At 54.0% G+C, this 19,316-nt stretch carries 15 protein-coding genes, 2 tRNA genes and 2 rRNA genes; 7 read left to right on the top strand and 12 right to left on the bottom strand.

The genetic code is table 11. From position 1 onward, the window contains the following. Window positions 1-305: 305 nt before the first annotated feature. Together Poly41_RS25610 and Poly41_RS25605 are read right to left on the bottom strand one after the other, a co-directional pair. Window positions 306-1,349: a tyrosine-type recombinase/integrase gene (locus Poly41_RS25610; RefSeq protein ID WP_146530204.1), complete on the bottom strand. Its 1,044-nt coding sequence runs from the start codon at window positions 1,347-1,349 to the stop codon at window positions 306-308. A gap of 416 nt (window positions 1,350-1,765) precedes the next feature. Further along, entirely contained in the window at window positions 1,766-2,467 is a 702-nt protein-coding gene (locus tag Poly41_RS25605) for a helix-turn-helix transcriptional regulator (protein ID WP_146530203.1), read from the bottom strand. 63 nt (window positions 2,468-2,530) lie between these two features. On the opposite strand from Poly41_RS25605, the gene Poly41_RS25600 reads away from it, so the two are divergent. Next, entirely contained in the window at window positions 2,531-2,860 is a 330-nt protein-coding gene (locus tag Poly41_RS25600) for a hypothetical protein (RefSeq protein WP_197231622.1), read from the top strand. Between the two features lie 315 nt (window positions 2,861-3,175). Here Poly41_RS25600 and Poly41_RS25595 read toward each other — a convergent pair whose 3' ends face one another. The 6 genes from Poly41_RS25595 to Poly41_RS25570 all read right to left on the bottom strand — a co-directional run bounded on the left by Poly41_RS25595 (window position 3,176) and on the right by Poly41_RS25570 (window position 7,996). After that, window positions 3,176-3,670 carry an FKBP-type peptidyl-prolyl cis-trans isomerase gene (locus Poly41_RS25595; protein WP_146530202.1) on the bottom strand — a complete coding sequence of 165 codons (495 nt, stop codon included), beginning with the start codon at window positions 3,668-3,670 and terminating at the stop codon, window positions 3,176-3,178. Between the two features lie 166 nt (window positions 3,671-3,836). Beyond that, window positions 3,837-3,945 (bottom strand): 5S ribosomal RNA (gene rrf, locus Poly41_RS25590). Window positions 3,946-4,058: 113 nt separating this feature from the next. Then, window positions 4,059-6,937 (bottom strand): 23S ribosomal RNA (locus Poly41_RS25585). Between the two features lie 364 nt (window positions 6,938-7,301). Then, complete coding sequence (locus tag Poly41_RS25580) at window positions 7,302-7,535, bottom strand: hypothetical protein (protein WP_146530201.1); 234 nt, start codon at window positions 7,533-7,535, stop codon at window positions 7,302-7,304. A gap of 228 nt (window positions 7,536-7,763) precedes the next feature. Then, window positions 7,764-7,836 (bottom strand) — tRNA-Ala (locus Poly41_RS25575). A gap of 86 nt (window positions 7,837-7,922) precedes the next feature. After that, window positions 7,923-7,996 (bottom strand) — tRNA-Ile (locus Poly41_RS25570). Between the two features lie 486 nt (window positions 7,997-8,482). Here Poly41_RS25570 and Poly41_RS25565 point away from each other — a divergent pair. After that, on the top strand, window positions 8,483-9,856 hold the full coding sequence (locus Poly41_RS25565) for a Gfo/Idh/MocA family protein (protein WP_146530200.1): 1,374 nt from the start codon (window positions 8,483-8,485) through the stop codon (window positions 9,854-9,856). Window positions 9,857-10,035: 179 nt separating this feature from the next. On the opposite strand, the gene Poly41_RS25560 is transcribed toward Poly41_RS25565, so the two are convergent. Both Poly41_RS25560 and Poly41_RS25555 read right to left on the bottom strand, forming a co-directional pair. Next, window positions 10,036-10,812, bottom strand: a complete 777-nt coding sequence (locus tag Poly41_RS25560; RefSeq protein WP_146530199.1) for a 3-ketoacyl-ACP reductase — start codon at window positions 10,810-10,812, stop codon at window positions 10,036-10,038. A gap of 103 nt (window positions 10,813-10,915) precedes the next feature. Then, the gene (locus Poly41_RS25555; RefSeq protein ID WP_146530198.1) at window positions 10,916-12,289 is read right to left on the bottom strand and encodes a glycosyl hydrolase; all 1,374 of its coding nucleotides are present in this window, start codon (window positions 12,287-12,289) and stop codon (window positions 10,916-10,918) included. A 188-nt stretch (window positions 12,290-12,477) separates the two neighbouring features. On the opposite strand from Poly41_RS25555, the gene Poly41_RS25550 reads away from it, so the two are divergent. The 4 genes from Poly41_RS25550 to Poly41_RS25535 all read left to right on the top strand — a co-directional run bounded on the left by Poly41_RS25550 (window position 12,478) and on the right by Poly41_RS25535 (window position 15,862). Continuing rightward, a complete protein-coding gene (locus tag Poly41_RS25550) occupies window positions 12,478-13,389 on the top strand; it encodes a hydroxypyruvate isomerase family protein (protein WP_146530197.1) in 912 nt (303 codons plus the stop codon). Window positions 13,390-13,402: 13 nt separating this feature from the next. Next, window positions 13,403-13,978: a Tll0287-like domain-containing protein gene (locus tag Poly41_RS25545; protein WP_146530196.1), complete on the top strand. Its 576-nt coding sequence runs from the start codon at window positions 13,403-13,405 to the stop codon at window positions 13,976-13,978. Window positions 13,979-14,165: 187 nt separating this feature from the next. After that, on the top strand, window positions 14,166-14,585 hold the full coding sequence (locus Poly41_RS25540) for a hypothetical protein (protein ID WP_146530195.1): 420 nt from the start codon (window positions 14,166-14,168) through the stop codon (window positions 14,583-14,585). Continuing rightward, on the top strand, window positions 14,582-15,862 hold the full coding sequence (locus Poly41_RS25535) for a LamG domain-containing protein (RefSeq protein ID WP_231615932.1): 1,281 nt from the start codon (window positions 14,582-14,584) through the stop codon (window positions 15,860-15,862). The genes Poly41_RS25540 and Poly41_RS25535 overlap by 4 nt, the downstream gene beginning before the upstream one ends. Here Poly41_RS25535 and Poly41_RS25530 read toward each other — a convergent pair. Continuing rightward, window positions 15,852-16,634 (bottom strand): 3-keto-disaccharide hydrolase, encoded by a 783-nt coding sequence (locus Poly41_RS25530; protein ID WP_231615924.1) that lies wholly within the window; start codon window positions 16,632-16,634, stop codon window positions 15,852-15,854. The genes Poly41_RS25535 and Poly41_RS25530 overlap by 11 nt on opposite strands. Window positions 16,635-16,704: 70 nt before the next feature. Beyond that, window positions 16,705-18,573: a glycoside hydrolase family 71/99 protein gene (locus tag Poly41_RS25525; RefSeq protein ID WP_146530193.1), complete on the bottom strand. Its 1,869-nt coding sequence runs from the start codon at window positions 18,571-18,573 to the stop codon at window positions 16,705-16,707. Between the two features lie 216 nt (window positions 18,574-18,789). Between Poly41_RS25525 and Poly41_RS25520 the strand changes: the two genes are divergently transcribed. Beyond that, window positions 18,790-19,290: a methylated-DNA--[protein]-cysteine S-methyltransferase gene (locus tag Poly41_RS25520; protein ID WP_146530192.1), complete on the top strand. Its 501-nt coding sequence runs from the start codon at window positions 18,790-18,792 to the stop codon at window positions 19,288-19,290. The last annotated feature ends 26 nt before the right edge of the window (window positions 19,291-19,316 follow it).

Here is a 19,316-nt window from a genome sequence, read left to right as displayed (position 1 = left end):
AAACGATACCGTGCGGCGGATTTTCTTGCTATATCAGTCGAGTTGTTGCGTAGGTTTACGAGGATTTCGCTACTATCGGTGTGATTCAAACTTGCGGAGTTCACTAGCATTCAGTTGATTTTGAAAATATTGCAATTATCGCTCCGGCTGGCAGATAACTCGGTTGCCAGCAGATATTTGGCTTCTCCCTGCTGGAGGTTGCATCGACTTCGTCGGTTTCCGTTTGGCCCAAATCCGCTTCGGTCAAACACCACCGCGCCCAAACGCAGATCGGCTGAGATGCTCCGGCTTCATCGACCGGTGGATCACTTGCCCGCGAACTTTCGCCGGCAGCAAGGGCACTCGCCCTCGATTCCCTTTGGTAGAGCCATGAAAGCGGAAGGCTGAGGGATCGTCATGATTGCTTTAAACGCCAATGGATCTCGATGCGCGTAGTGCCGGTACGTGACGCCGCTGACAGAGTGACCGAGGATTTCGATGGAAGACTCAGGCATATGTTCGTCATAGTACGTCGCGCAGGTCTTGCGGAGGTCCTTCAGCAGCCAGTCTTTGGCAACGCCGGTTTCAATGTCGACTTTATCGCGAATCCCGGCGAGGGCGATCAACCGTTTGAAGACCGCGTTGGGCCTCGCAGTTCCACCCACGAAGATCGGTTCCTCTGGCACGTGCGTCGGAGGTTGAAGCCGACGCAAATGTGCGTGAACCGTTCGATTCATTGGCCGATAGAACGACTTGTGAGTCTTCACTCGTCTGTAGAATAGCCATCCATAGCGAGATCGAAGCTTCGATTGTCGATCGGGCGATTCACGACTCCAGGAAACGTGCCGCCATAAGAGCGGTTCGTGAGTGGTTTTGGTCTTCCAGATGGTACCTGTGTCTAGGCCGTAATTGAAGAATAGAACGATTGCGGATCGCCAGTACTGACCAAAAGAGTGCGGTTGCTTCCACGCACGTGGTCGGTGCATCTGGTACGTGGCAAAGTAAAGTGCGTTCAGTTCCGCCTTGCTCAGATACTGACGACCGGCGACATCGCGTTGCGGACGCGGCTTTGGGAATCGCGGAAGTGATTCAATGATGTCGTTTTCCCATGCCCATGCGGCGACAGCGCGGACATGATCACGTGCCTTATTCGATGTCCGCTCCGGATTCTCACCTCCTTGTTCAACCGCATCGTCGTAAACCCAATCCAGGAAATCTCGAATGCTTGATCGGGATAGATGCTCCAAAGGAATCTCTTGCCCCCAACTGACCCACTTTCTCACTGTGGCTTTGTATTCGTCGCTTGTGCCCTTCGAGTGCTTTTTGGCTTTGCAATAGCGTTGTACAGCGGATGGAAACTTTATCGACATTTGGAGAACCTCCTGCGTTGCCGTCGACTACCTCCAGTAGGCTCCACTCGACGTGCTACGGGGCTGAATGCTCCTTGCTCGACTTCCGAATCTGGGAATGGAAATGTGACTTTCCAGGATAGTTCGAGCAAACGCGACGGATCCCGGTCGATGAAACCGGGTGGAGTTGGTAAGGGACAATTTTGACGCGTCGGTCAGCGTACCGAAGGGAATTCTATCCTTGTCGAATCTGCGTCCAGCGATGCAACCGCCGAGAGTGGGATGACCGAATTGCGAGGCAACGGAAAGCCGATTTCGCACCCTTCGCGTTCCAGCGCCGCCGACCCAAGTGATCCCTGCCAACGCAAAATGCGGGGACGGTCTCCGCGACCACAGCTGAGTTCATCAGGACTTCGGTGCATTCAGGTGGTTCGCCTTCACGCCTGGTTCGTACGCCAAGCACGCGGTGTCATGCCGTAGCACGCCTTGAATTTCCTGCAAAAGTATTGGCTGCTGGAAAAGCCGCAGTCGAGGGCAATTGCAGTAATAGAAGCTTCGGGCTGGCTCGCCAGTCGCTGCGCTGCGTTCTCCAGGCGGCAACGGTTCAGGTAGTCGATCGGACTGGTGTTGGTAAGTTCATGGCAGTAATCGGAAAACGACGATCTCCCCATGCCGCAGATTTCGGCCATGCCGTCGAGAGTCCAAATCGTTGCTTGCATGCGCGGTGAGCGCCGAAGTTCCTTGAGGAAGAGATCGACCGTCCGGCATCGCGAAGTCAAGCTTCGATCGGGAACAATGTGTTGGCATCGCAGCAAATCGAGAATCGCCAGCAAGAGTTGATTCAAAGCCACCATGAGATGCGAAGCGAGGCGGGCGGGATCCTCGCTCGAAACGTATGCTCCGAGTTTTTTGAAGATCTGCTGAGCTTCCGCGCCGGCTGCCCAGACGGGATGCTCGTTTCCTCGCAGGACCGACGTGAGTTCGCGGCAATCGTCAGCGGTAAGAACACACCAGTCCGGCCAAATCCACGGTTCGTTCGGCCGCCGAACGCCAACGTCGACGATGATCCAGTGGATGCGACCGGGGCCGAGATGAGGATCTCCCATCTGGTGCAACTGCCAGGGCCGGGTGATGGACAATGTTGAACTTAATCGAAGTGCTCCGGTGCAGTGCGCGGTGACTGCGAACACGTGGACAATGGGGTGACGCTGAATGGGGCGGCTCCGGTGCAGGCGGTGGTCCCGTCAACGCTGGCACGCTTCCTGCGGCTTCGGCCGGTACCGGCATCGGGTTCCACGGTCCCGATTCCCTTAGAGACCGACACTCCTGGGTTCGCGACCTCGTACTTACGCGGTTACCTGCGCCCTCGCGACCATGTCAACATCACCGCAGGCGTCGAGAATCTGTTCGATCGAAACTACTACGAACATCTGAATTTGAGGTTACCCGCCGATCCGGCCAACGACTTCGCCCAGACCATCGTTCTGTCGCCCGGCATCACCCCGTACATCGGCGTCGAAGTGGAGTACTAGTGGACTGTCAGCACTCAGTTTTAGGGTAGTGGATTTCGCCAGAAATCCGTAACTCAAATATTCTAAGGGACTTCTGGCGAAGTCCACTACGTCCCAACTCGAGGTTTTAAACTTGACGGTCCACGAGTCGTTCCACTGATCCTGTTTCTCGGGAAAACTCGTTGCCGTGTAAAACCGATGGCCGGCTCCTGTTCCGGCTTGATCGATCAAGCCAGGACGGGTCCTGGCCTCAAATCGCCCCCATCCGTCAATACGCTCTACGACGTTTTCCCTAACGCATTGGCGTTGAAGAAACTCCTGTTCGCAGACCACGAACTACTTGACATCGAACAACTCGACGATGAAGTGCAGCGTTGCATTTGGAGGGATCGCACCGGGCATCCCGCGACGCCCATAGCCGAGTTCCCCTGGAATCTCGAGCTCGATCATTCCGCCTTCACCCACTAATTGCATTCCCTCGGTCCATCCCGCGATAACGCCGCGAAGGGGGAATGAGATTTTCTCAGCCCGTCGATAAGAGCTGTCAAAGATCTTCTTGTCGTCGAGCCACCCTTTGTAGTGAACTTCGACCGCATCGGTGGCCTTTGGCTTTGGTTGGTCGCTCTTTCGCAGGATGCGAAACTTAAGACCCGAGTCGGTCTTCTTGAACTCGCGAGGCGCGTCCTTGTCGATCGGTCCTGGCTTGACTTTCTCTTGTGAGTCATCGGGACCCGCTTTGATTTCAGGTTGGTCTTCTTTCACAGTTTCTTGTCCAATCGCAAACGCGGGGATCGCGGTAAGGGTTAAGGTAAGGAACAGGTGTTTCAGCATACGGAGTACTCCAACTTTGGGATGAGTGGGGAAAGGCAATTTCAAAGCAAGCGGGGCATTCTATCCGAGCGAACATGCCAAAGGCAACAAGTCTCGCCCCAAAGAGTCCGCTCGTCCGGTCTACAAAAAAACCCCTTTGCAGCGAACTGCAAAGGGGTTTTTAAAAATCCGGCAATACCTACTTTCACGCTGGTATGCACTATCATCGGCTCATAAAGCTTGACTACTGTGTTCGGGATGGGAACAGGTATAACCTTTACGATATGGTCGCCGGAAAGACATCATAACGGGTATTTCACCGCTATGACGCCGGTTGTTTGGTAGTTGTCTCTTCAAAGCAAGCTCGCCGAAGCACTTAGAATCTAATAGATTTGAGTGCGGGATATCGACGGCCAATCTTTCGCCCGTTAGTACTGGTTAGCTTAACACGTTACCATGCTTACACGTCCAGCCTATCAACCTGATCGTCTTTCAGGGGGCTCTCGTCGTATGACTACGAGTCCTAATCTTGGAGCGGGCTTCACGCTTAGATGCTTTCAGCGTTTATCCTTTCCGAAGTTAGCTATCCAGCCGTGCCGCTAGCGCGACAACTGGTACACCAGCGCTTCGTCCAACTAAATCCTCTCGTACTAAAGTTGAATCTCCTCAAGACTCGAACGCCCACGGCAGATAGGGACCGACCTGTCTCACGACGGTCTGAACCCAGCTCACGTACCACTTTCATTGGCGAACAGCCAAACCCTTGGGAGCTTCTACACCCCCAGGATGTGATGAGCCGACATCGAGGTGCCAAACCGCATCGCCGCTGTGGACGCTCGGATGCGATAAGCCTGTTATCCCCGGAGTACCTTTTATCTGATGAGCGATAACCCTTCCATTCGGGATTACCGGATCACTAAGACCTACTTTCGTACCTGCTCGACTTATGGGTCTCGCAGTCAAGCACACTTCTAACTTTACTCTCTACGCCTGATTGCCGACCAGGCTGAGTGTACCTTTGCACTCCTCCGTTACTCTTTGGGAGGAGACCGCCCCAGTCAAACTGCCCGACTGACACTGTCCTTCGCCCCGATTCAGGGGATCGAAGTTAGAATTAAAATATAACCAGGCTGGTATTTCAACGATGGCTCCTCCGATACTGGCGTACCGGTCTCAAAGCCTCCCAGCTATCCTACACAAATTATATCTCAACCCAATATCAGCCTACAGTAAAGGTTCACGGGGTCTTTCCGTCTAACCGCGGGTATGTGGCATCTTCACCACAACTACAATTTCACCGGGTCTGTGGTTGAGACAGTGCTCCAATCGTTACGCCTTTCATGCAGGTCGGAACTTACCCGACAAGGAACTTCGCTACCTTAGGACCCTCATAGTTAGGGCCGCCGTTTATTGGGGCTTCGGTCGCGAGCTTCGGTCCGAAGACCTAACCCTCTTCCTTAACCTACCAACACCGGGCAGGCGTCAGTCTCTATACATCCACTTGCGTGTTAGCAGAGACCTGTGTTTTTGATAAACAGTCGTTAGAGCCGATTTTCTGTGGCCCACCGAGGTGGGCGCCCCTTATCGCGAACTTACGGGGCCATTTTGCAGAGTTCCTTAACCACAGTTCTCCCGAGCGCCTTAGAATTCTCTTCTCACCTACCTGTGTCAGTTTTAGTACGGTCAGTTGCTTAACCTAGCAGCTTTTCTTGGACGTCCTTCCAGTAACTTCGAGAACTTAAACGCTCTCGAGCTTAGCCTTGATAAACATCGGTGATTTAATCCCGAATCTCTCAGCTTTCGCTACGGACATTTCTATTCGTACCGCTCACTTTCTGGACGCCGTCCCTGCATCGAATACACAACCGGCGTAGGAATATTGACCTACTATCCATCCTCTACGCCTTTCGGCCTCGAGTAAGGTACCGGCTAACCCTGGGCGGAATTGCCTTCCCCAGGAAACCTTAGGCTTTCGGCGAACAGGATTCTCACCTGTTTTATCGTTACTCATTCCGGCATAATCACCCGATGACCCCAACACCGCTCGTTACCGTACGGCTCGTATCTGATCATCGGCGCTCTCCTACCGCTCTAACACGAATGTTAGAACCCGCTGCTTCGGTGTACCACTTACTCCCGTTCATTATCGGCGCAGAAATGCTCGACTGGTAAGCTGTTACGCACTTTTTAAATGGTGGCTGCTTCTAAGCCAACATCCCAGCTGTCACAGCATTTCAACTTCCTTAGTGACTAAGTGGTCCTTCGGGACCTTAGCAGGCGATCTGGGTTGTTTCCCTCTCGACCCTGGAGCTTATCCCCCAGGGACTGACTGCCGAGGTAAGGTGAACCGGTATTCGGAGTTTGGTTCGGTGGGGTACCCTGGGAAGGGCCCCCATCCGATTCAGTATCTCTACCCCCGGTCACTAATTTACTCGACGCTATCCCTCAAGATATTTCGGAGAGAACGAGCTATCTCCTGGTTTGATTACACTTTCAGTCCTCCCCACAAGTCATCCCCTCAGTTTTCAACCTAAGTGGGTTCGGTCCTCCACGCAGTTTAACCCGCGCTTCAACCTGCTCATGGGTAGATCACACAGGTTTCGCGTCTGCAGCAAATGACAAAATCGCCCTATTCAGACTCGGTTTCCCTTGGGCTTCGTTCCGTAAGAACTTAACCAAGCCATTTACCACAACTCGCCGGATCATTATGCAAAAGGCACGCCGTCACACATTAAAATAGTGCTCCGACCGCTTGTAGGCACATGGTTTCAGGTTCACATTCCTCCCCTAGCGGGGGTTCTTCTCACCTTTCACTCACGCTACTGGTACGCTATCGGTCGTTAAAGAGTATTTAGCCTTACGGGATGGTCCCCGTGGATTCAGTCCAGGTTTCACGTGACTGGACCTACTCAGGTGCTCCTATGGTGTGTGTTTATTTTCGTGTACGGGACTGTCACCCTCTGTGGTGATCCTTTCCAGAATCTTCCACTAACAACACACAATCCAATGTTAGAGTCCTACAACCCCGAGAGGGAAACCCCCTCGGTTTGGGCTATTCCGATTTCGCTCGCCGCTACTGACGGAATCGATTTTTCTTTCTCTTCCTCTGGTTACTTAGATGTTTCAGTTCACCAGGTTGTAACTAGCCTGCCTATGAATTCAGCAGGTAGCAATCGGGCATCCCGGGATCATTGCTTGTTTGTCAGCTCCCCCAGGCATTTCGCAGACTTCCACGCCCTTCTACTTTTAACGCCAAGACATCCCCCATGTGCCCTTAATAGATTGGCCGTCGAAATCCCGAACTCAAAACAACAAACTCGCTTACACGGGCTTGCGATCTTGAAATCTAGAACCTCGATGGTTTCTATGATTAACGATATCACATGTGTTGACTGCCACGCTTTGGTTTTGACCACACGTCCTGTAGGAACAACGGGTCTCAACTACTGGCACAGCAATCACGTTGCACAGAATCCTATTAGAATACTAATCGCCAGAACTCGTCACCCTTGCCGTTAAGTACAGCAAGGCTTCTCGAACTGGCACGCTTCTTTAGAACTTGTTCTTAAACTACCAACTCAATTGGACACTTTATCTCGTCGAGGCAAGCCCCGATTCGAATCAGCTTCTCCAAATGAGCGTGGTGCTCTTTTCAGATGCCAACTACCAAAACAACCAAATTGTCAAAAATCAATGCCCTGCCTGTGGCGATAAACCAGCCAGCAAGGGACGCTGCTTTTGTGAACAGCCGGCCGACGCGGGTAGCCCAGAAATGTCTTCCTGAAGCGTTCGGCGTCAGCCGGTTGGTCACAAGCGAGGGCGAAGAATAGCGAGGCGATTCTTTGCCGTCAACCGAGCTTGAAGCACTTTTGAAAAGTTTTTTCAAACTGGCTGAATTTGCTCAGTGGAGGCCATTTTCGCTCCCTTGCGGGGATCGTTCTGGCTCATTTCCTGAGCGAGTAAGAAAGATAGCGGCTCGCAGCTTTTGGTCAACCTCTGATTAACGAAAAGCTGCAATTTTGTTTGGGTCTGATGAAGTTCCGCAATTCGCGGGTCTTCTAGACACTTACCCCTACATTCCTTGGCTGTAATTCACTTTTGCGAATCACAAAAGTGGAGGTAGACGGACTTGAACCGACGGCCTCCTGCGTGCAAAGCAGGCGCTCTCCCAACTGAGCTATACCCCCATGGAAGTCTGAAGTTTGAAGGGTGAAGGGTGAAATGTCAATTGGCCCATTTCACCCTTCACCCTTCTTCTTTCAAACTTCCTAAGTGGGCGTGCCAGAACTCGAATCTGGGACCTCGTCGTTATCAGCGACGCGCTCTAACCAACTGAGCTACACGCCCTTTTTCAGAAATCAGAGGTCCTGCCTTATCAACAACACGAAAAAACCGTGCCTGCCAAGAACTGTCGCCTGATTCCCAATCGGAATCGCAGAGTTTACGCAAAGTCCCTTGGCTGTCAAAGGGAAGTTACCCCTCAAGAAGACAAAACAGCGGACTTTTTCGTTCCGAGCACCGTAAATCGCTCTCGGTGTTTCTGCTGTGAATGCTATGTTTCGGCATGATTCCGTCGATGACGCCACTGAGATTGGGTAAGTTTTCATGATTTGAAGTGGGCGGCGAAGTTGAACCACAACCTTTTCAACACGCTGTGGCCTGCGCCCATTTGACGCAAGGTGTTTTGCAGTGAGGCTGTGGTAGAATGGGCTCGAAACGCTTCCCACCGCTTTGTCAGGGCTAAATCACGGGTTTGCCCAAGGAAAGGGCTTCCTACCTTTCGACATTGACAAAGCGCTCCCCTCGATCGCCTTCTATGCCCGGAGCCCCTCCATGACACGTCTCGGATTGAACCGCCGAACCCTTCTTCAAACAGGTGCCGCTGCCTTCGCCCTTCCCACCCTCATTCCTGCGTCCGCCTTTGGAGCCAACGAGCGCGTGAATGTTGGTGTGATCGGACTCGGGGGCCGTGCTCGAACGATCGTCGAATCGTGCAACTTGATTCCCAACATGAACGTGGTCTCGGTTTGCGATTGCTTCAAACCCGATATGGACACCTTCGTGAACGTCGTGGGGAAAGACCAGAATTGGTCTACCTACGAGGATTTCCGCAAGATGATGGATGACGAGAATCTTGATGGGGTGATGGTCGAAACGACGACGCACGCGCGAGCTTGGATCGCGGTGCAGGCGATGCAAGCGGGGATGGATGCCTACATCGAAAAACCGATGTGTTTGTCGATCGAAGAGGGCAGGCACATGGTCAACGCGGCCCGCAAGTATGACCGCGTTACCCAGGTCGGGACGCAGCAACGTTCGATGCCGATCAACAATTGGGCCAGCGATTTGGTCAAGAATGGAGCGATTGGCAAGATCAAAACCGTCCTCGCCCCCAACTTTGTCGGCCCGGTTCGTTTTCCAGGTGGCGAAGCCGAACCGATGCCCAGCGGCGGGATGCCAAAATGGTGGGATGTGTGGACCAATCAAGCCGAAATGCGTCCTTATCGACACGATCTGCATCATCGGTGGGAGAAATGGTGGTCGTACGATGGCGGCGGGTTGTGCTATGGCGTGACGGGATGGGGCACCCATTCGTACGATCAAATCCAACGAGCACTGGGAACCGATTTAACGGGGCCCACCACGATCATCCTTGAAGAACCGGTCACGGATCGCGCATGTGGCAAGTTTGAAACGGTAACGGAAGTCGACGAAACACGACTCGATTACTTGATCCGATTGGCCAACCCCGTCGAAGGGCCTCGCGCCAAGATGACCATGCGGTACGACAACGGCACCGAACTCAAATTACACCTGGATGGCGACTGGGGCCCTGGTCTTGGAGCGATCTTTGTCGGGCAAGACGGCAAGCTTGAGATCAACCGAAACAAAATTGCCGCAAGCAATAAGGAATTGCTGAAGTCAGCCGACAACCCCGGGCCGATCGACAAACCCGAAACCCAGTACCACATCGAAAATTGGGTCGATTGCATCAAAACACGCGAACGATGCAATGCGGACATTGAGATCGGTTTGCGATCGACCACGCTTTGCTACTTGGTCAATATCGCTCGCGAAGTGGGACGGGTCGGCGAGCCACTCAGCTGGGATCCCGAAACGGAACAATTCACGAATTGCGACGAAGCCAACAAGTCGTGGTACGTCACGCGTCCCCGTCGCAAAGGTTACGAGTTGCCGGAACTTTAGACCGGACCGACCTCTCGGTGGCTTCGTGATGAAAGCGTCAAACTAAGAACCTATCCGAAAAGGGGTCTGACCCTCTCTTGGTATGAGCGTATCGGTAGCGAACTCCATTGGAAAACAACGAGTTTTTGAGCAGTCGAAACGTCGGTCGACAAAGGGTCAGACCCCTTTTCGGATAGGTTCTAAAGTCTGGCAAGCGTCATCCCACCATCAACCATCACGACTTGGCCGGTCGAGTAGGCGAAGTCGCCACGGGCCATCGCGGCGACGACTCGGCCGGTGTCGGACGGTTCGCCCCATCGGTTTTGCGGGACAAGACCCTCGGCGATCAGTTTGTCGTATTTTTCCTTGACACCACTGGTCATATCGGTTGCCGTGATGCCTGGACGGACTTCGAAGACAGGGATCCCGTATTCCGCCAAGCGAACCGCCCAAAGCTGCGTTGCCATGCTCACCCCAGCTTTCGAAACACAATACTCGCCACGACTCGGCGAGGCCACGGTTGCCGAAATCGACGAGACGTTCACGATGCATCGCTGGGTGGCCGAATCGGCCGCCTGTTGCTCGATCATCCAACGTGCAACCTGCTGCGTCAAAAAGTAGGGACCCTGCAAATTGGTCTTGAGCACCCACTCAAAGTCTTCTTCGCTGGCCTCCAGCACATCAAGTCGTTGCCGCGGAGCAACCCCTGCGTTGTTCACCAGCACATCCAAACGCCCAAAGTGGCCCTTCACCGCATCGATCATCTTGTCGCGATCCTTCGCCGAACCAACATCACATTGGCAATACAGCACGTCGGATGTGAGCGAGCGAAGTTCACCGAGCGTCTCGGTCACCGCCGCCGCGTCTCGTACACCACAGACAACCAGGTCAAACCCTTCTTGCGCAAGCCGAGTGGCAACGCCGAATCCAATCCCTCGGCTGCCGCCGGTGACCAATGCGACACGTTTCGTATTCAATGGATGCTCCTTTGTGAGATCGTTCTGTCAAGATGACAATCTGAATGCCTTTCGCACATCCCAATCGTCTGGCCCTAGGGCGAAAGATAACGGATTCGCGTCCCTACAGATAAAAGCGGTACTCACGCGGACCGTCCGCCATGCGTTGGACGTACAAAGCGGCTTCGCGAGCGTGGTAGTCGCCCCACATGCTGCTTTCGCCACAGGGGACCGTTTGTCCCGAGGGAACGTTGTCCCAGCCGTTGGGGCGATGGTAGACGGAATGCAAAATCAAACCTTGATGCGATGCTTCGGTGCTGAGGTACGGCTCCTCAAGCAATGTGTCCATCACCGTCAATCCCGCCTGGGTGTACCTCGTACCAGCGTCTTTGTCGCCGCGACGAGCCAAATAGGCCCCTAAACGCAACAGTCCCTGGCAACCGATCGCTGCGGCGGAACTGTCGACGGGTTCCGACGCATTGAACGGGTCCGCAGGCCGTTCCAAGTAGTCAGGCCCTAGTTGGTATAACTTCGGAGCCCCCGTGTCCCAATACGGAATGCCATCGGCGGCCGAGTTTTCGATGTAGAAATCACACGTCGCTGTTGCCGCCTTCAACATAAAGGCTTCGATGGCTTCTCGTCCGCCAAGCGGTTCAAGTTCGGCATCGTCGAGGGTGCCCAAGAATTGCAGCTGCTCTGGGAACCCAACCATGATCCACGCCAACCCACGCGTCCAAGTCGTAAACGGTGAAAAACCTTGCTGCGAATTCGGACACCGAAAGTTGCCGTCGTTGAGGTTAAAGATGCTCTCGTGTGCCGTTCGGCCCCACTCGTCATAGGCATCTCGTCCCTCCCCGTAATAGACCGAATAATCGGCCGTGGTTTTCGCGTGCTCGACCAATCGCTGCAACAAACTGATGTTGCAATCATTCTCATCCATCAGCGAATGACCGAGTTGGTGAGAATAGGCCAACGCCCGCAATGAGCGAACGGTGTCGGCGAAAAGAGAATGCGGGCCATTAAAAGAATAGATGTACCCGCCGCTGGGGAGCGAGGTCCAACGTTTGGCTTGGACCGCGCCGGACGCCATAATCGCCAACTCGTAAAAACGCCGTTCCCAGTCATTCGGATCGATCCGACCTTCGTGCATCAATCTCAGCAAATTGCCGTAGGTGCTGACGTTATTGAAGCCGTGATCGTGGACACCGAAATGGGTGACATGGGGGGCCATCTTCTCAAGCGTGTTGGTCCGGCCACGCTCGAGCATCGCCTTATCTCCGGTTGCATCAAACTGCAAAATTTCGCTGCCATACTGGAATCCCTGAGTCCATTCGGTCCACCCACGCGTGGAGTAGCAACCGTTCACGGTAAAGACGGGCGAACCTTGGGATGCATCGTAGTCGCTTGAAATCGCCTCGATCTTCTGCCCGGAAAGCTGCCAGAACCGACTGAGTTTCGGGCGCAGACTCTCGGCGGTGACTTGATGATCGATCTTCATGATGGTTCCTTCTTGGAGGGCTCGCACGATAAACGTTTCAGCATTTCCACAACGTTGAATTCGAAGTTTACTGCACTTGCGACCATCGCTCCACTGCCGAGGCCTTCTTTCCGAAGTGATCTCGATCTAAACTATCGGAAACCTTCCCACTTGCATCTCTCCCATCCCTTTTTTCGAGGAGTTCTCGCGTGTCTCCATCCCTGAATCGCCGCAGCTTCGTTTCTGTTTCTGCGAAAACCGCCGCAGCTGCCGCGGTCGCAACGTCGCTGCAAACTCGACTTGAGGCGGAAGACAAGGTTGCCGAGGCGGTCGGTGGCCGCATCAACCACTCGGTTTGCAAGTGGTGTTACGGCAGCGTTCCGATGGAGGATCTGTGCGTGGCAGGGAAAGCATTCGGCCTTCAATCGATCGAATTGTTGAAGCCGGCGGAAATTCCTGCGGTGCAGAAACACGGATTGACCTGCTCGATGGTTTCAGGTCCAGACGCAAAGACCGCGAGCGGAAAACGCGTCGGTGGCATCGGTTCAGCTTGGAATCGCGTTGAGCATCACGACGTGCTCGTCGAAGGGTATCAGCAGCAAATCAACGAGGTCGTCAAATTGGGGCTCAACAACATCATTTGCTTTTCTGGCAACCGTGACGGAATGGATGATGAGCAAGGGCTGAAGAACTGTGCGATCGGACTGAAGCGATTGATGCCGGCGGCAGAAAAAGCGGGAGTGACCATCACCATGGAATTGCTCAACAGTAAAGTCAACCATCCCGATTACATGTGCGACCATACCGATTGGGGCGTCGAACTTTGCAAGGCAATCGGGTCCGACCGTTTCAAGTTGCTGTATGACATCTATCACATGCAGATCATGGAAGGCGATGTAATCGCGACGATCCAAAAGAATCATGAGTTCATCAGCCATTATCACACCGGCGGCGTTCCTGGCCGAAATGAGATTGACGAAACGCAGGAGCTCTATTACCCCGCGATCATGAAAGCGATTGTCGAGACGGGATACAAGGGCTACGTTGCTCAAGAGTTTATTCCAAAGCGAGAAGACAAGATCGCATCGCTCAAGCAAGGCGTAACGATCTGCACCGTATAGAAAAGGTCGAAAGATGAATGCACTGAAAATGCTTGCCGCAGCGGGTTGCGTGTTGGTCATCGCAGGATGCAGCCACGATGCGTCGCCATCGGCGGATTCCACCATGCAGCGAGACCCAAAAGCGATCGCGATGGCGGCAAAAGAGGATCTGTACCAGCAATTGTCGGGGCGATTGATGCAGGCGATGACCGCCACGGGGCCGGCGGCCGCGATCAACGTCTGTAGCAAAGAGGCACCGAAAATCGCGGAAACCGTTAGCCAGAGCCATGGCGTTCGAATTGGTCGCACATCGGCCAAGCTGCGCAATCCAGAGAACGCACCGGATCCTTGGGTTGCGGAACTGATCCACTACGATTCGGAGATGCCGATCGAGGCGGAGCCAAAGTTCGAGGAACTTGCGGACGGGGGGCTGCATGTCGTGTTGCCGATTCGGCTGCAGGCCACCTGCTTGATGTGCCACGGCCCCGCCGATCAGATTTCCGATGACGTCAAGGCTCAACTCGAAACGCTCTATCCCGACGATCAGGCGACCGGCTTCAACGAAGGTGACCTGCGGGGATGGTTTTGGATCGAAGTTCCAGCAGCCTAATCGCAACGCACCGGCAATTCCAATCGATGCGGTGGATCGAAAACCGGGGGGGCATCAAGAGACAAGTTGAACGACTCTCTTTTTTTGCAAAACGCAGCAAGACGGCTGGGCTCTTGGGTCAAAGATCCGATCCCGTCGCAGGAATGCCACCCACCCAAACGAACGCCGGAAAACAATCCAGGAGCAAATGATGTCCCGAATCACACTCTCCATCTTGTGCCTCATTGGATTGGCGGCAGGGGTCGTGACGGTGCTTTCTCCGTTTTTCGTTGCCGGCGGACTCGTTTGCCGATTCGACATCAATGCGGCTCATACGTCGCGAATCTGGCTCAACCATCTGCTTGGAAGTCTACTCTCGTTCGCTTACGGCGTGGCCATCATGGCCGGCTCAGGACTGCTTGCTGTCATCTGCAGCATTGCGTTGGGTGTGGAAGCGGCGCTGGGACGCAACCGAAATAGCGATTCGACCACGGAATGCCCTCCGCCTTCCGCGAAAACGATTCGTCAGCAGGTGTCTTTGCTCCGCGCCCAGAGTTCGCGAAGACGGAAAGTTCCTTACCGGGCGATAGAACCGCACCACCAACCTCAGGCAAGCCAGTGTTATTGAAATTCATCGTTCCGCTTTCGCTTGTATGCCTCGTCCCACCTTGGTCGTTTCTATCCGCAGCAGACTCAACCGCCACACAGCACGTTGCGACGGTTGTCGAGGTACCAGGATGCGTCGCTTTTTGGGATTTTGTGAAACGCGAGCCCAGCGGTAGCAACCGTTTTGTTGCTCATGTTCCCGCCGGAGCGACGAACGAATACGCGCTCGATGCCGGCAATTACGTTCGTGACTATTGGGACCAAGGACGCGATGCGACGTACGATGACTTTCCGCTCCTGGGGTCAGGCCCGTTTGGTCAAGCCATTCGACTCTGCAAAGAATCGGATTCGACATTTCGGCCTTTCTTGTTTGTCCCACGATCCCGATTGCACGATTCGCCTTTGGACATCAAGGGACCTGGCAAATCGGTAACGGTGGTCGTTTGGGCGATTCGCGAAAGCGGCAATCATGCATTGGCTGGCATCTGGCACGAGGGAACGGACCTGAAGCAGGAATCGACGACCGGTATCAAGCGTGTCGAACGAGGCCAGCGACAATACGCGCTCTTTGCTGGACTGAATACACCCGGCGCTGCTTGTGGGCATGTCTCCGAAAATGGCGCAAGCTCCTTCAACTATCGTTATGCGATGCACAAGTCCAACTCGGGTGATCTATCGCCTGAAATCTCTGCCGATTCCCCTGCGGACATCCTTGCCGATTCCTGGCAATGCTTTGCAATGACCTTCGATAACCAGCAAGATCGGCTGACCAGTTGGCTCAATGGAAAAGCAACCGAGCGTTGGCGGGAGAACCCCAAAAAAACTTTGGCGCCTGTTTACAACGCGTGGCGGCAAGGGGAACTGCATCGACAACCGGGACTGCAAGTGGGCGAGGACACAAGCTTCCCCATCGACCAGTTTTACAACCCACCCGAAGTTGAGCCTGTTTCGGTTGAAACGGTCAGCCAGAGCGAAGACCAACGCGTCGAGGTGCGTGAGTATGGCTACACTCGAGTGAAAACCACCCTTGCGAAAGACGCGAGTGGAACCTTCGTCACGACGGATCGTGACTTGGTCGCCATAAAATTGAATCCATGGTGGTTCGAACACGACCTCTACTCACCAGCCGACAAGACCGGTGGTGGCCCGTTTACGATTGGACGTGTGATCCACAGCTCACGAAGCGTTGGTTTTACCGGCTGGATCGGTGGCGTTGCCGTCTTTGATCGAGCCCTTAGCCCTCAGGAACTCGCGAGGTTGGCTGCGATTTCAACCGATCCTGTAAACACTACTCGCTAAGTTCCTTCACCTTGACGTTTTTCCAATGCACGATGCCTTTGGCGCCCTTGTGAATTTGCAAGCCGAAGAACCCCTTTGGATACGTTCCATCGTCAATCCAGTGCGCTGCAGGAACGCCATTGATCCAAGTTTTCACAACGTTACCTTTGGCCATGACCGTCAAACGGTTCCAGCCGCTACGATCCAAGGCATCACGAGCGGCTTGATGCTCTTTGAGCCACAAGGGATAGAAGTAACCGCCACAACTTTGGCCATAGATCCCGCCAGACCAAAAGCGATCACCTGAGATCCCTTCCATTTCGGCTTGTGGGCCAAAAACCGTTTCACCCGTTCCACCTGGTTTCACCTGAGCCCGGAACATCACTCCCGAGTTGCCGTCGACTTCCCATTTCATGTCGCAGGTAAAAATGAAGTCCTCGTAGTCCGACTTGTCCGTACACAAGTAGGTACTATTCGAACCGGGAACGCAGGACCCGACGAGCAAATCGCCCTTGACCTCAAACGTGCAAGTTCCCCCTTTAGGACTCCATCCACTCAGGTCCTTGCCATTGAAAAGCGGTTGAAAACCCTCCGCCAGATCGGGCTCGGGGTCCGTGTTGAGCAACATGTTTTCAGGCTCTGGTACATTGGCTTGCTTTTTGTACTTCTGATACCACTCGCTTTGTTGAGGATCAACCTCACCGGCCCCCAACCGACCGATCAAAACAAGCTGAGTCGCGATCATACCGACAACCGACAACCCAATGACAAATCTCTTACGTGTTTGAAACATTTCATTTTCCTTAAAAAAGAAGGTCTTTGCGAAAACTAAAATAGCATGAAGGAAACGCGATTCAATCTACTCAAAACTTTGCTGCGGAATAACGGAAGTTGAACCGAGCGTCCGGAGCGGTATCGCCGCTGGAGTACGTATCCATGATCTCGCCTGGGCTTTGAGGATTGTCCCACCACTTAAAATCAAACTCTATCGCGCCGTTGGCAGACAGTCCAAGCGATTCACGAGGCACCGCTAACATCAACTCGTTGTCTTCGACGCGAATTTCAACTTGGGATACTTTCTGCCACTGCCACCCATCCAAGTGTTTTTCCAGCCAGGATTGATCACCATCGATCGTGCGATTTAAAAGGAAGTCGTACCCTTCCCACCCCGTGTTTCTATCGCGGTCCATATCAATCATCAGCCACATCCAATTGGGATCCGAGCGAGCCGTGAGTGGCAGGCGAGACTTTGCATAGAAGTAAAGGTTTTCCGAATCACGCGACACTTTCATGGTCACAAAATCATTGCGTCCGCTGGTGTTCGTGTAATGCACTTCTCCTTTTCCAAAGTCACGATGACCGGTATCAAAAACGTGATCGGTGAATTCGGGGCTAACGCCTTGCCACTGATCAAAGCCGGCGTCCAATTGAATCGTCTTCGGGGATGAAGCCTTCGGCAAGGCTGGCAGGCCTTTGTACCGACGGATTCCCGCGACCAATTGGTAATAGTAGTTATCACCGTGCAATCCAGTAACCGGTTCAATGTCGCGGCTGAACTCTTGATCAAATTGATCGACGAACACCACCGGCACGCCCGGACGCGAGTACTTGCCTGCCGTCCACTCGTTCCAGCCCGTGACCATCACGAAAGGTGGATCCAACTGGTAGGCTCGGCGCCACTGCTCGTTGAAGTTGGCACCTCGATTGACCGAGTCGGGTCCAATGTTTTGCTGACCATCATGGAAGCTCCGACCCCGCGCCATTTTCTGACTCATGTTGACTGGCTTGCCGCTGGTCACATCCAAGTTCTGAGCAACAGACACGTTAACCTGCTCGGGCCGATCCGGCGATTCATCGTAGCTGTAAGGTTGCGGGTAAGTCGCTTCCCAGTGCCAAGCGTTATGCGTGTCCTCCATCGTAAACGGCCAATGCGCTTTGCGGAGCGTAAAGAACTGCTTCACGTCCTCGCTGGCGAGCTCGGGATCACAAATCAACAGCGGCTTACCCTGCCAATGAAACCAGAGTTCGGGATACCGCCTCGGCTCGTACAGATCGTGATAAAGCTCGTCTGCGGTTTGCCCCGCCTTGGTGTTGACCATAAAACAGAGTCGCGGCACTTGTTCGCCGTCGCGAAGCATCTGCGACCAAACCTTGCAGATCTGCATGTAGACATCGGGGTACGTCAGCCGATTGGTCGTATCAAAGATGACGGTATCCACCCCCGCATCAGCCAACAGCGTCGCATGCCGACGAATCACCCAGGGGTCGCGTGCGTTGTAGTAGCCGTAGATCGGTTCTCCCCAATAGTACGGCCCTCGCGGTCCCCACAACGGAGAGTCTGGCTTACTCAGAAGATCAGGGTCTTGCGGCAAGATCTTGGCAAGATCATTTGGCAGCAGGTGGATGTCTCGCCCAGCGGTTAGGAAGTAAAAAATGCCAACGAATCGATCACCACGAGGCGAGGGAACTTCGGAGTCGGAGGGCAACGTTCGGCCAAGAGCATCGGTGGCTGGCCATGGTGTGCCGAGGTTGATTTGCGCATGGGAGGGCGTCACGTGGAAACAGCCAACAAGCAAAACGACTGCCAAAACCTGAAGCGGGAATCGCCAACGGTTCCGGTATCCCCGAATCCATTTACGATTCACAAAGACGGTGTCTTTTTCGCCGGTCCTTGTAAGGCCGGTCTTTGGCAACCTGCCAACCTCAATCTTTGAGAAAACGTTGCTGTTCATTGATTCATATCGTGAAAGGGTGATGCCGCCAAACGGGGATTGAGAAACAACAAGGAAGAATTCGATTGTTGTTCGAAGGGGGTGGGGGATCGAGCGGAGCGGAGGCGGGAGTCGGACCATCCTATCAGATAGTCAAACAACTCGCTAGAAAAGGGGTATCCTTGATACCGACATCGCATTTGCTTGTCGAGGACGTCCCGCCTTCTGAGCCGAGCCATGCAAAATTTGTGCTACGCCCTAAAACACGACTCGCCGATTGGGCCGCTATGGTCCTATTGGACGAAACGCGGTTTGTATCGACTGCAATGGGCTGACACGGCACAGCCCGAATGGATCGTTGACGAGACACTCGGTTCCGCGTCCGCAAAATCCGCTGCTGACAAACTTGACGTTGCCTTGATCGCATTCTTTGCCGGGCACGCGGAGGATTTCGCGTGGGTCCGCATTGACTCGTTGGGGTGGACGCCTTTCGCCGACAAGGTCTACCGAAAATGTCGCGAAATCAAGCCTGGCAGCACGATGACCTACAAACAGCTGGCTCAACGCGCAGGCAACGAGCGTGCCAGCCGAGCGGTTGGATCCGCAATGGCTCGTAATCGGGTTCCAATCGTGATCCCTTGCCACCGGGTCGTTTCGTCCAGCGGCGGTCTGTCTGGATTCAGTGCACCGGGGGGCTTGGAAACAAAGCGGCTGTTGCTGGAACTTGAATCGGATTAGCGATATAGTTGAGTGTCGCGCACCGT

It is taken from the genome of Novipirellula artificiosorum, assembly GCF_007860135.1.
GTDB classification, from domain to species: domain Bacteria; phylum Planctomycetota; class Planctomycetia; order Pirellulales; family Pirellulaceae; genus Novipirellula_A; species Novipirellula_A artificiosorum.
Note: the sequence above shows the minus strand (reverse complement) of the source record. Positions and strands in the feature narration are given on the sequence as shown.

Excerpts from the sequence above, each read along its gene's own strand:
- Poly41_RS25530 (WP_231615924.1), bottom strand. The coding sequence starts at position 16,634 with ATGTTTCAAACACGTAAGAGATTTGTCATTGGGTTGTCGGTTGTCGGT.
- Poly41_RS25525 (WP_146530193.1), bottom strand. The coding sequence starts at position 18,573 with ATGAACAGCAACGTTTTCTCAAAGATTGAGGTTGGCAGGTTGCCAAAG.
- Poly41_RS25555 (WP_146530198.1), bottom strand. The coding sequence starts at position 12,289 with ATGAAGATCGATCATCAAGTCACCGCCGAGAGTCTGCGCCCGAAACTC.
- Poly41_RS25520 (WP_146530192.1), top strand. The coding sequence starts at position 18,790 with ATGCAAAATTTGTGCTACGCCCTAAAACACGACTCGCCGATTGGGCCG.
- Poly41_RS25610 (WP_146530204.1), bottom strand. The coding sequence starts at position 1,349 with ATGTCGATAAAGTTTCCATCCGCTGTACAACGCTATTGCAAAGCCAAA.
- Poly41_RS25545 (WP_146530196.1), top strand. The coding sequence starts at position 13,403 with ATGAATGCACTGAAAATGCTTGCCGCAGCGGGTTGCGTGTTGGTCATC.
- Poly41_RS25540 (WP_146530195.1), top strand. The coding sequence starts at position 14,166 with ATGATGTCCCGAATCACACTCTCCATCTTGTGCCTCATTGGATTGGCG.
- Poly41_RS25595 (WP_146530202.1), bottom strand. The coding sequence starts at position 3,670 with ATGCTGAAACACCTGTTCCTTACCTTAACCCTTACCGCGATCCCCGCG.
- Poly41_RS25565 (WP_146530200.1), top strand. The coding sequence starts at position 8,483 with ATGACACGTCTCGGATTGAACCGCCGAACCCTTCTTCAAACAGGTGCC.